This window comes from Caballeronia temeraria, from assembly GCF_001544795.2.
Classification (GTDB): Bacteria; Pseudomonadota; Gammaproteobacteria; order Burkholderiales; family Burkholderiaceae; genus Caballeronia; species Caballeronia temeraria.
Genome location: NZ_FCOI02000019.1, coordinates 83,509 through 95,735 on the forward strand (window position 1 = coordinate 83,509; position 12,227 = coordinate 95,735).

The 12,227-nt window shown below is 65.0% G+C and carries 10 protein-coding genes; 5 read left to right on the forward strand and 5 right to left on the reverse strand.

From position 1 onward, the window contains the following. Positions 1-87: 87 nt before the first annotated feature. Positions 88-378 (reverse strand): co-chaperone GroES, encoded by a 291-nt coding sequence (locus AWB76_RS24745; protein WP_006999126.1) that lies wholly within the window; start codon positions 376-378, stop codon positions 88-90. Positions 379-784: 406 nt separating this feature from the next. On the opposite strand from AWB76_RS24745, the gene AWB76_RS24750 reads away from it, so the two are divergent. Next, a complete protein-coding gene (locus AWB76_RS24750; protein WP_061162771.1) occupies positions 785-1,543 on the forward strand; it encodes a DUF2242 domain-containing protein in 759 nt (252 codons plus the stop codon). Positions 1,544-1,556: 13 nt separating this feature from the next. On the opposite strand, the gene AWB76_RS24755 is transcribed toward AWB76_RS24750, so the two are convergent. Next, positions 1,557-3,692, reverse strand: a complete 2,136-nt coding sequence (locus AWB76_RS24755; protein WP_061162772.1) for a D-(-)-3-hydroxybutyrate oligomer hydrolase — start codon at positions 3,690-3,692, stop codon at positions 1,557-1,559. Positions 3,693-3,952: 260 nt separating this feature from the next. After that, positions 3,953-4,324: a BON domain-containing protein gene (locus AWB76_RS24765; RefSeq protein ID WP_061162774.1), complete on the reverse strand. Its 372-nt coding sequence runs from the start codon at positions 4,322-4,324 to the stop codon at positions 3,953-3,955. 638 nt (positions 4,325-4,962) lie between these two features. Between AWB76_RS24765 and AWB76_RS24770 the strand changes: the two genes are divergently transcribed. From AWB76_RS24770 to AWB76_RS24785, 4 genes are all read left to right on the forward strand, one after another. Further along, positions 4,963-6,438 carry a TAXI family TRAP transporter solute-binding subunit gene (locus AWB76_RS24770; RefSeq protein WP_061162841.1) on the forward strand — a complete coding sequence of 492 codons (1,476 nt, stop codon included), beginning with the start codon at positions 4,963-4,965 and terminating at the stop codon, positions 6,436-6,438. A gap of 141 nt (positions 6,439-6,579) precedes the next feature. Further along, positions 6,580-7,239, forward strand: a complete 660-nt coding sequence (locus AWB76_RS24775) for a 2-hydroxychromene-2-carboxylate isomerase (protein ID WP_061162775.1) — start codon at positions 6,580-6,582, stop codon at positions 7,237-7,239. Positions 7,240-7,374: 135 nt separating this feature from the next. Then, positions 7,375-8,358, forward strand: coding sequence for a LysR family transcriptional regulator (locus tag AWB76_RS24780; RefSeq protein ID WP_061162776.1), 984 nt, complete (start codon positions 7,375-7,377; stop codon positions 8,356-8,358). A 60-nt stretch (positions 8,359-8,418) separates the two neighbouring features. Next, positions 8,419-9,339, forward strand: a complete 921-nt coding sequence (locus AWB76_RS24785) for an AraC family transcriptional regulator (protein WP_061162777.1) — start codon at positions 8,419-8,421, stop codon at positions 9,337-9,339. 14 nt (positions 9,340-9,353) lie between these two features. Here AWB76_RS24785 and xdhC read toward each other — a convergent pair whose 3' ends face one another. After that, positions 9,354-9,860, reverse strand: a complete 507-nt coding sequence (xdhC, locus tag AWB76_RS24790; protein WP_061162778.1) for a xanthine dehydrogenase accessory protein XdhC — start codon at positions 9,858-9,860, stop codon at positions 9,354-9,356. Next, positions 9,857-12,220: a xanthine dehydrogenase molybdopterin binding subunit gene (gene xdhB / locus AWB76_RS24795; protein ID WP_061162779.1), complete on the reverse strand. Its 2,364-nt coding sequence runs from the start codon at positions 12,218-12,220 to the stop codon at positions 9,857-9,859. Before xdhB ends, xdhC begins: the two co-directional genes overlap by 4 nt. Between the last annotated feature and the right edge of the window lie 7 nt (positions 12,221-12,227).

Below are 12,227 nucleotides of genomic sequence, written 5' to 3' on the forward strand. Positions count from 1 at the left end.
CTCCTTGATTCGATTCGATTTTCCGGCTTCGCTGCGGCGCTTGGAAAAGCGGCTCGGGCGAGCGAAGCCGAAGTGCAGGAAGGATGCTTACTTGACCAGAACGGCCATGATGTCTTCTTCGCGCATGACGAGCAGTTCCTGCCCGTCGACCTTGACGGTCTGGCCAGCGTACTTGCCGAACAGAACGCGGTCGCCGACCTTCACGTCGAGGGCGATTTGCGCGCCCTTGTCATCGCGCTTGCCCGGGCCGATGGCCAGGACTTCGCCTTGATCCGGCTTCTCAGCCGCTGCTTCAGGGATCACGATGCCCGATGCGGTCTTGGTTTCCTGGTCCAGACGCTTGACGATGACGCGATCGTGCAAAGGACGAAGGTTCATACACACTCCTCTCTTGATTGAGACTGAAAACGCGGGAAAACCCGTCCTTTGAGAACGATCTCGCCGGACGGCAAACTTGTTAGCACTCTCGTGCAGTGAGTGCCAATTATATGGACCGAGTTTGACAATTTCAAGGAGGGAGATGAGCGGGGAATCCCGTAAGACAAGACAGGGACGATTCCGGGCAACGCGGAATCAATGGACAACGCGCTTTCGGTTGAGAAAATCAATGCCGATTCGACGCTGGGCAGTGAACAGACATCTGCCCGTGCGCAACGTTCCCGTCTTTCATCACGCCGTCAACCGCGGATTCGACGATGTTTCCTGACGTGGCTTTTTTCATTGGCCAGTCCGGCGGCACTACAATTTGTGCTTGCCGTTGACTCACATCCGGAACCGCCGCCTCATGCCCATGCCGTCGCCGCGCCTCGTTTTCGCTTCCTTCGCTCTGATCGCCCTCGCCGCCTGCGGTGGCCGCAGCTCGGTCACGCCGAGCTATCAACAGGAATTGTTCAGCTCCGGCGCGAGCCCCTTCGCGCACAACTTCGACGCCACCGTCAACGAAACCTGCGAGGCCGCGCGCCGCGCGCTGCTGTCGCAAGGTTTTCTCACGACGATGGGCCAGCCTGACACCGTCGATGCGACCAAGAACTTCCAGCCGAGCGCGGAGACGCACGTCGTCGTGTCGTTTCATGTCGTGTGCACGCCGGGCGAGAACGTGACGAATCAGAGCATTGCGTATGTGAACGCCGTGCAGGACGGCTATGCGCTCAAGAAGAGCGATACATCGGCGAGCGTCGGATTGAGCGTGCTCGGCTCGCTGTCCCTGCCGATCCGCTCGAACAGCGACGCGATGGTCAAGATTTCGAGCGAGACCGTGCCCGCCGGCAAGTTCTACGACCGGTTCTTCGGCCTGATGGGGCACTACCTGAACACGGTGCCGCGCAGCGCGCCCGTCGCTGCCGACGAAGTGAAGAGCAAGCCGCTCGCGCCGTCGATCATCGTGAGTTCGCCCGAGTTGACGCCGACGCCGATCGTCGTGCAGACGCCCGCCGCCGCCACGGCGATTCGGGCGTCCGATGCGGTTGCGGCCGGTGCATCGGACGTTCCGGCGGCGTCGGCGGCGGCAGCGCCGGAAGCGCCACCAGCCACCGTCACGCACTGAACCGCGTGCATCGTCAGTTCGGTACGCTGACGATGCCGCCTGCCACAGTGATTGCGTTCGCGCCGGGATCGGTCGCGATCGGCGGCAGGTTCGACGTCGTGAGCGCCGGCGCCGATCCCGCCGTGCCGCCGCGCGCGACCGTGCGCACCACCTGCGACGGCGGCAGCGGCGCGTTGTTCTTCAGGTGATTCCACATCAGATTGAGCGCCTGAATGTTGTAGTAGTGGACCGGAATGAAGCGCGTGTCGAAGCCCGCCACGCTCAGGAACGCGTCGAAGTGCTGACCGTTCGTGATCTCGTACAGCGAAAGCTGGCTATTGCTGCCCTCAGCCACGCGATTCGCGCCGAGATACGGACGCGACGCATGATTGATCGGCACGAGCGCATCGGCGCGGCCCTGCACGATGATCGCCGGCTTGCCGCGCAGATTCGCATTCACGCGGATCGCATTCACGCTGTCCACCATCGTCGGGTTGCCGTTCGCCCATAACGCGCGCAGGCATGCGGCGCCCGCGTAGCTCGCATCGGGCGTCGCCAGCCGATGATCCGCCGCGCCCGTCGTTCCCGCGTTGTAGACCAGATTGATGCCGTTGGTCGGCGGCACGCCATTGCCGTTGCCGAAGATCGTCGGCATCGGCGAAACCAGCGGCGTCACGCCGGCCGCGCCCGTCGCCGCGTTCGTCGTGCCGAAGCTGAAGTTGCAGAGGTTGTCGAGCACGCTCGCCTTCATATACGCATCGGCGTACGTGACGGCGACGGCCGGTACCGCCTGCGAGTCCCACATCGGCGCGTGCAGCGTGTCGGAATCGGTCTCGTAACCCGCCTGATGCAGCCGGTTCAGCGCGTCCGTGGCCTGATCGACCGTGGTGCCGCCCGAGACGAGACCGTTCGCGGCGAGCGTCGCGCAGCGCGCCGTGCGGATCGCGTTGGTCGTGGCGGGCAGCAGCGTCGTCAGATACGGCGCGCCGGCCGCGGCGGGCGCGAGCGCCGCGCAGGGCTGCAACAGGTTGGCGAGCGTCATGTAGTCCGCGAGCGGCCTGCCGAACGAGCCGACCGTCACGCCGCCCTGCCGCACCGAAACCTGCGACGGCAGATTCAGGTTGATCTGCGGCTCGCCGACGACGACCGCCGTGATCCAGCCATCGGTGTCCTGCTCGGCCGCCGCCAGCGATGCCCCGCCGCCGTTGCTCACCGATGCCGCGATCGTCGTGATGTTCCCCTTGTTGTAGCGCACCTGATGCGGCGATCCGCTGACCGGGCCGAACATGTCGTTGAGCGCCCAGTACGCGAACTGGATCGCCTGCAGGGTGTTCTTGCCCCAGTCCTTTTCCGGGTTTTGCTGCGAATGCGCGTGCTTGTAGGCGTAGCGATTCGGGAACGTCGAATTGAAGGTCGACAACGCCGATGCGCTCACGTTGGCCTTGAAGATCGCCTTGGTCCCGGCGAGGTCGGCATTGGAGAGCGTGCCGTCGATCATCGTGACGAGGTTCGTCGACAGTTCGTGCGCGCCGTTGCCGCTGCCCTTGTCCGTATAGGCGACCGCGCAGCCGCGTTTGAGCCCCCACTCGCCCGCCGCCGAAATCGCGCCGTAGATGCCGCGCGATCCCGACGACGTCGCCGTGACGATGCACGGCTGATCCGGATTGAAGCTCGCCGGAATCTGCACGAGCAGACTGACGTTCTGCGTGCCGCTGCCGTCGTCGGCGTAGGCGATGTATTCCTTGCCCGCGATCTTGCCTTCGCCGAGCGAGTCGTTGCCGTTCACGTCGATATTCGGTCCCCAGAAGCGGCCATAGCCGCCGTTCGACGACATATCGACGAGCGCGCGATAGTTCGAATAGATCGCCAGGCGGCGCAATTCGGCGGCCGTCGGCGCGGCGGGCTTCGCGATGGTGGGCGCAGTCGCCGATGCGAGGCCCGTCTTGCCGAGACCGGCTGTCAGCAGATCGTCCGAAACGCCGTCGTAAGTCTGAGTATTGACCGAGCCGGAGATGAAGCTCGGCAAGGTGTTGGTCGGCTGGCCGCCGCCGTTGTCGTCATCGCCGCCGTGGCATGCGGTGAGCGCCGCCGCCGCGAGCAGAGCCAGCGCGCCGAGCGCAACCGTCTGCGGCCTCTTCTGCAACCTCGAGAAACGCGCGAGTCTTTTCATTGTGAGTCTCCGCCATCCGTTCCGATTGAGTGATGCGATTTTCTGCGCAGCACGCCGCGAATCACGCGGACGCGCGCGCGAAAGACAGTGCCAGTATCGCGCTTATCGAGCGCCGCTCGATGGCGAAATTCAAGCTTTTCGGCAACGCGAGCGCCAAACGACAACGGGCCCCGGCAGCGACGCCGGAGCCCGTTCAAACGCCCGCGAGACGAGCGAAGCCGGCGGCATCGCGAGATGCCGCCCACTGCCTGTAATGCCTGTTATTGCCCGCCGCCTTGCACGCCGAGCGTGATCTTGTTGCTGACCGATTTGACGCCCGGGACGCCCTTGGCCACTTCTTCGGCCTGGGCGATCTGGCCGCCTTCCGGCACCGTGCCGGTCAGCGTGACCGCGCCGCTGCGCGCGCGCACGAACACGTTCGAGACGTCGAAGCCCTGCGCCTTCGACAGCGCGCGACGCACGTCATAGCCGAGCTTGCGGTCGGTCTTCTTGGTCGCGGATTTCTGCGCCTTGGCCGCTGCCGCCGAGTCCGTGCTCGTGGCAGCCGCATCGCTCGATTGAGCATAGGCGCTCGAAGCCACAGCCACGCACACCACCACGCCCAGGGCCTTCAACAGATCGACTGCTTTCATGATTTCTCCTTTTGTTTCGCTTGTTGACTTCGCACAGATGCTACTTCGCTCGTTTTGCACTGCAAAACCGGGCCGCATCCCAGCGGCTGGATGACGACATCGAGCGGCTGACCGTGGCCACGCGCGCCCGGCGCCTGAAAAGCGGCGCGGGAATGGCGGCGGCAAGCCGGCGGATGCGGCTCACGGTGCTGCGAGAGACTGGCAGAAGAAACAAAACGCGGCCGTTTGGTCGGGCGGTGAGGCCCGTCGGCTCGAATATTGACCTGCCGCAGGGCGCCTGCTTGATGCGGTCCGCGAACCCAGATTTCGGGCTGCGGCGCGCGAGGGCCTTGTCGTGCGGCGGCGAACGTCAATTTAGCCCAGCGCGGCCATTAGCGCAAAGCATTTAACGACGCGGCCATGCACGAAGCCGCGCGCAAGCAACAGCACCCGCGATGCGCCGGTGCTTTCTACACACGCCTGTCACATGGCGCGCAAGGCTTGCCGCCATCCGGACGGCGTTCGATCTCATGTACCATCGACGCCATGCCGGCCGCCCGGACGCGCCGCTCGCGCGCCTCGCCGAACCTGTCGTGGCGACGTCCGCGCATCGCGATCGGGTAAGCTCGCACGCCCGAAGTTTCACGACCACCGACGAGATGACCGACCCTTCAGGAAGCAATCCGGGCCACGATCCGGACAACCCGACCAGGCGCAAGCCGCAGCCGAGAATCGTCGCGCGCTTCGTCGCGATTTCCTGGCGCGATCTCGCGCTCACCTTCGGCCCGATCCTGCTCGTCTGCGCGATCGCCCTCTATATCGCCGTGCGCCTGATCCAGCCCGCGCCGCCGAGCACGCTGACCATCGCCGCCGGTCCGAAAGGCAGCTCGTTCTGGACGAGCGCGCAGAAATACAAGGCGATCCTCGCGCGCAACCGCGTGACGCTGAACGTGCTGGAGACGCAAGGCTCGCTCGACAATCTGACGCGTCTCGAAGACCCGAAATCGAACGTCGACGTGGGTTTCGTACAGGGCGGCCTGACCAAGCCCGGCGCGACGCACGACAATCTGGAATCGCTCGGCAGCGTGTCGTACGTGCCGCTCGCGCTGTTCTATCGCGGCGCGACCGTCGTGACGCGACTGTCCGAGTTGAAGGGCAAGCGGCTCGCGATCGGCGCGGAAGGCAGCGGCACGCGCGTACTCGCGCTGAATCTGCTGAAGGCGAACGGCATCGAGCCGGGCGGCGATACGGAGCTGCTGCCGCTCGCCGGCGACGAAGCCGCGAAAGCGCTCGAAGACGGCAGGATCGACGCCGTCTTTCTCACCGGCGACTCCGCCCAGCCGCCGACAATGGCCAAGCTCCTGCGCACGCCCGGCATCCGCTTCATGGATTTCGCTCAGGCCGATGCCTACGCGCGCCGCTTTCCGTACCTCACGGAAATCGAATTGCCGATGGGCGCCTTCGATTTCGCCCGCAATCTGCCGCCGCGCCCGGTCCGCATGATCGCGCCGACGGCCGAGCTGGTCGCGCGCGACAGCCTGCATCCGGCGCTCTCCGACCTGCTGATCGAAGCCGCGCGCGAGGTGCACGGACGCGCGAATCTGCTGCAACGGTCGAACGAATTCCCCGCGCCGCTCGTGCATGAATTCCGCATCAGCGACAACGCCGAACGCTATTACAAATCGGGCAAGAGCTTTCTGTACCGCTCGCTGCCCTTCTGGGTCGCGAGTCTCGCGGATCGGGTGCTCGTCGTGCTGGTGCCGCTGATCGTGGTGCTGATTCCGGGCTTGCGGCTCGTGCCGGGGCTGTATCGCTGGCGCGTGAAATCGCGGATCTATCGCTGGTATGGCGCGCTGATTGCGATCGAACGGGAAGCGATCAGCGGCCCCGACACCGCGCAGCGCGACGCCCTGCTCGAACGCATCGATGCGATCGAATCGGCGGTGAATCGCATGAAGATGCCGCTCGCGTTCGCGGATCAGTTCTACGTGCTGCGCGAGCACATCGGTTTCGTGCGGCAGCGTCTCGCTCACGTGCCCGTCGCGCCGGCCGTCGACACCCATTCGAGCGGCGTGGCGCATGCGGATGTGGCCGGTGTCGCTTCGCGGGCAGACACGGAACAAGGCAGCACGTAATATCTATTGGATGAACGGTAAAAAAGGATGCGACGCCACGCGCCGCATCCGCGATGCAGGACACGACAATAAACGAACAGATGAGGCTTGACGCGCGTCCGTGCGCGAGCGAAGCCACAAAAATCTCAGGGAGAAGGGAACATGAGTGCCCCGCATTCGACCCGCGCTGGTCATCCGTACTTTTTCTTCGATTTCATTTCGCCGTTTTCGTACTTGCTGCTGGAACAGCACGAGAAGTGGCCGGACATGCCGTTCGAGCTGGTGCCCGTGCAGTTGATGAAGCTGCTCGAACGCTGGGGCCAGCCGCATGCCGCGACGATCCCGTCCAAGCGCGTCTTCACGTACCGGCACGCGCTGTTCCGGGCGGAGCAGCTCGGCATTCCCTTCAAGATGCCGCCGGCGCATCCGTTCGATCCGAGCAAGGCGCTGCGTCTCGCCGTGCTGGCGAATGGCGAGATCGCCCGCGTGCGCGAAATCTTCCGCTACATCTGGCGCGAAGGACGCGATCCCGCGACGCCGGACGGCTTCGCCGCGTTGTGCGAGCGCATCGGCATGCCGGAGGGCGTGACGCGCATCGAGGATGAGGACATCAAGGCGAAGCTGCGCGACAACAACGACCGCGCCGTGTCGATGGGCGTGTTCGGCGTGCCGACTTTCCTCGTCAACGATCAGATTTTCTGGGGCGAAGACACGTTGCCGATGGTGCTGTACGTCGCGCGCTCGCCCAACTGGCTCGACGGCGCGGAGGTGAAGCGCATCAGCTCGCTGCCGATTGCGCCCCGCGACGCCGATTTCAGCTGACGGAGCGGCGGTTGGCGGGTCGCGCCTATGCCGTGCATAGCGCGCCTGCTATGGCGTCAAAAATCGATAAGCGTTTTACTTCGGATCAGGGTTCGCGAATTCGCACCCGCGCGTCCTGAAATCAACCGCTTTGCCATGAACGATCCCGCCGACTCCCTCGATATCTGGCTCATTCGCGTGCTGCGCACCCTGCTGCTGGAGCGCAGCGTGACCCAGACCGCGCAGCGGCTGAACCAGACGCAGCCGGCGATCAGCACCGCGCTGCGCCGCCTGCGCGAAATCCTGAACGACCCCATTCTCGTGCGCGGCAAACAGGGCATGGTGCCGACCGAATACGGCGAGTCGCTGCTCGCGCCCGCGCAGCGTGCGTTGCGCGAAGTCGAATTCGTCGCGACGCCGCACGGCGATTTCGATCCTGAAAGCTCGCGCCGGACGTTTCGCGTGGCCGCGCCGGATTATCTGAACGATTTCTTCATGCCGACGCTCGTCGCCGCTTTCCGCGACGCGGCGCCCAACGCGCGGCTGGAAATCGAATCGCTCAACCCGATGCGCGACCACGAACGCATGCTCGACGAAGGCGAGATCGATCTGATGGTCGCCAACTGGACGAAGCCCGAGCCGCGCTTCGAGCGCCAGGATCTCTTCTCCGACGTATTCGTCTGCCTGATGCGCGCGAATCATCCGCTCGCGCGCGAACCGCTGACGGCGGAACGTTACGCGCTCGCCGCGCATCTCGCGCCGACGCCGTACAGCGGCGGGCGGCGTCATCCGATCGACATCGGGCTGGCGCGCGCGGGCATCGAGCGGCGCATCGTCACGACGATTCCGTACTTCGGTCTCGTGCCGCAGGTGCTGCTGCAATCGGACCTCATCTTCACGGCGCCGCGCCGCTTCGCGCAGCACTATGCGGCGATGCTGCCGCTCGCCGTGCTCGACTCGCCGGTCCCGTTTCCACGCATCAAGTGCTATCAGCTTTCGGTGCCGCAGCCCGATCAACGGACGGATGTCGCGTGGCTGCGCTCGCTGATGTCGAGCGTCTCCGACTCGCTCACGCGCAAGAAGACCGTCGTGGCGGCGCCGGGCGAAGAAACCACGGAGCTGGGCGAAGTCGCGAAATAGCGCATGCGCGGCGGGACTTCGGTACTATCCGAGCGACACCCTCTTCCCGCGCCCGCCCACATGGATGCTCTCGACAAACTGATTCAGCTTTCGAGCCTTTCCGGCGCGCTCGATCTGCGCTGCCTGCTGAGCGGCCCGCTGGAACTCGATCACGCGTCCGCGCCCGCCGGCGAAGCGGTGTATCACGTGGTGCTCGATGGCGCGTGCACCGTGCTGCGGAAGGGCCACGCGCCGCTCGAACTGAGGGCGGGCGACATCTTCTTTCTCCCGCGCGGCGATGCGCACGTGCTGAGCGTCGAGCCGCGCGAAGCGGGCGCGGCGAAAGCGGAGATCGAAGCTCGTCACAACGGCGCGGTCACGGTGGAAAGCAATTGCGGCGGACAGCGGCCAGCCGTGGATCTGCTGTGCGGCCGCTTTCTCTATGCGCCACGCGCGCTGCTGATCGACGTGCTGCCGGATGTCGTGCACGTGTCGTTCTCGAACGTGTCGGCGCCCTATCTCGCGCCGCTCGTCCAGACGATGCGGCGCGAGGCGGAAGATGCGCAACTCGGCGCGCCGTCCATCGTCACGGCGCTGTCGACCGCACTCTTCACGATGGTCCTGCGCGCGTGGCTCGACGGGCAGCCGTCATTGGCGGGCGTGCTCGGCTTGCTGGCGAACCGGCGGCTGGGGGCGTCGATCATCGCGATGCTGGAGCGGCCCGCCGAACCCTGGACGCTGGAGATGCTGGCGAAGGAAGCGGCGATGTCGCGCGCCACGTTCATGCGCGCGTTTTCGGCGCATTCGGACACTTCGCCGCTGGCGCTGCTGGGTCATGTGCGGATGCAGCTCGCGAGCACGATGCTCACGCGGACGAAGAAGAGCATCGCGGATGTCGCGGCGGACGTGGGGTATCAGTCCGAAGCGGCGTTCAGCAAGCGGTTCAAGGAGTTGTATGGCGTGGCGCCGGGACGCTTCCGGCAAGACAACGGCATCGCCTGAAGCGTCGCCGGTGCTCAGGCGGCGAGTCCCGCCGCTTTCAACGCCGGCCCACCCAGCCGCGCCGTCATCTCCCGCACCCTCAGCAACTGCGCCGCGACCGCCAGCCCGATCGACCACGGCGCCTTATCGACGATGCCTTCCACGCCGATCGGACACGTGATCTCCGGCAGCCGGTCCGCCGCCACGCCCCGCTCCATCAGCCGCCGCTCGAACTTCACGCGCTTGGTCTTCGAGCCGATCAGCCCGAAGTAAGCGAAGTCATCGCGCCGCATGATGCGTTGCGTGAGCGAGAAGTCGAGCGAATGATCGTGCGTCATCACAATGAAATACGCGCCCGCCGGTGCTTCATCGACGATCGCATCGGGCAGATCGGTGGCTTCGATCTGCACGTTCGCCGGGACTTCGCCGGGGAAAAGTTCGTCGCGTGCATCGACCCATTGGACGACGCACGGCAGCGTGCCGAGCACCTTCACGAGCGCATGGCCCACATGCCCCGCGCCAAACAGGACGACGTGCATCATGAGCGTGCGCTCCTCACGGCGTTCACCGCTTTCAGGATTTCTTCGGCCGTCGCGGGCGCATTCAGCGGCGGATTGATCTTGTGATCGCCGACCGCCGAAACCGCATCGCGGATCGCGAAGAACACCGAGAACGGCAGCAGCAACGGCGGCTCGCCGACTGCCTTCGAACGATGGATGCTGTCTTCCACATTGCGATTCTTGAAGAGATCGACGCGGAAATCGGCGGGCATGTCGTTGGTCGTCGGAATCTTGTAGGTCGACGGCGCGTGCGTCATCAGCTTGCCCTTGTCGTTCCACCAGAGTTCTTCCGTCGTGAGCCAGCCCATGCCCTGCACGAACGCGCCTTCGACCTGGCCTTTGTCGAGCGCCGGGTTCAGCGACGCGCCCACGTCATGCAACGCATCCGCGCGCAGCACGCGCATTTCGCCCGTCAGCGTGTCGATGACCACTTCCGACACCGCCGCGCCGTACGAGTAGTAGTAGAACGGGCGGCCCTGCATCGTCGCCTGATCCCAGTAGAGCTTGGGCGTCGCGTAGAAACCGTCGGACCACAACTGCACGCGCGCGAGATACGCCTTCTGGACGACTTCGCCGAACGGAATCGCATCGTCGCCGACGATCACGCAATCGTTCGCAAAGCGCACTTGCGCCGGCGTGACCGTGCCGCCGCCGAACTTCTCCGCCGCGAACTTCGCGAGCCGCTCGCGCAACTGGCGCGCGGCGTCCTGCGCGGCCTTGCCGTTCAGGTCCGTTCCCGTCGATGCCGCCGTCGCCGATGTATTCGCGACCTTGCTCGTATCGGTCGCCGTCACGCGCACGCGCTCGAACTTCACGCCGAGCTCATGCGCCACGACCTGCGCGACCTTCGTGTTCAGGCCCTGGCCCATTTCGGTGCCGCCGTGATTCACGAGCATCGAGCCGTCGGTGTAGATGTGAACCAGCGCGCCCGCCTGGTTGAAGTGCGTCACGTTGAACGCGATGCCGAACTTCACCGGCGTGAGCGCAAGACCCTTCTTCAGGATTTCGTTGTTCGCGTTGAATTCGTTGATGGCCGCGCGACGCTTGCGATACTCGCTCGTCTCTTCCAGTTCGGCGATCAGTTCCTGGATGACGTTGTCCTCGACCGTCTGGCCATAGGGCGTCGTGTTGTTCTCCGTCTTGCCGTAGAGATTCGCGCGGCGCACGTCGAGCGAATCCTTGCCGACCGAGCGCGCGACGTTATCCAGTATGTATTCGATCGCGAACGCGCCCTGCGGCCCGCCGAAGCCGCGAAACGCGGTGTTCGACTGCGTGTTCGTCTTGCCGCAATAGCCTTCGATCTTCACGTCCGAGAGCCAGTACGCGTTGTCGAAGTGGCACACGGCGCGCGTCATCACCGGACCGGACAAGTCGGCGGAGAAGCCGCAGCGCGAGGTCATGTCGACGGACACGCCTTCGATCTTGCCGTCGTCGTCGTAACCGACTTCGAAGTCGTAGATGAAGTCGTGGCGCTTGCCGGTGATCATCATGTCGTCGTCGCGGTCCGGACGCAGCTTCACGGGGCACAGCAGCTTCCATGCGGCGAGCGCCGCGCAGCACGCGAAAATGCCCGACTGCGATTCCTTGCCGCCGAATCCGCCGCCCATGCGACGGCATTCCACCAGCACGTTATGCGAATGCACGTTCAGCACGTGCGCGACGAGATGCTGCATTTCCGTCGGGTGCTGCGTCGAGCAGTAGACGTGCATGCCGTCGTCGTCCTTCGGCACGGCGTAAGCGATCTGGCCTTCGAGATAGAACTGTTCCTGGCCGCCGAGCTTCATCGCGCCGCGCTCGTGATGCGACGCTTTCGCCATGCGGCCAGGCGCATCGCCGCGCGAAAGCTTCAGCGGATTGAGCACGTACGACTCGGCCTTGCGCGCGTCTTCGGGCGTGAGCACCGGCACGAGGTCTTCGAATTCGATGGTCGCGCGACGCGCCGCCAGACGCGCCGTATCGTGCGACGTCGCGACGACGATGAACATCGGCTGGCCGACGAACTGCACGATGCCCTGCGCGAGCACGGGATCGTCGTGGATGATCGGACCGCAGTCGTTCACGCCGGGAATATCGTCGGCGGTGAACACCGCGACCACGCCCGGCGTCGCGCGCACGGCGTCGAAGTTCATCGACACGATCTTCGCGTGCGCCTTCGGGCTCGTGCCGAGCGCGGCATGTAGCGTGCCGGCGACGAGCGGAATGTCGTCGGTATAGCTCGCGCGGCCGCTCACGTGCAGATGCGCCGACTCGTGCGGACGCGAGACGTGGACCTGCTTGAATGCATCGATTTCGTTCGCGAGCGACTGGGCGTCGGCGATGAATGCTTCTGCTTGCTGATTCATGTTCTTT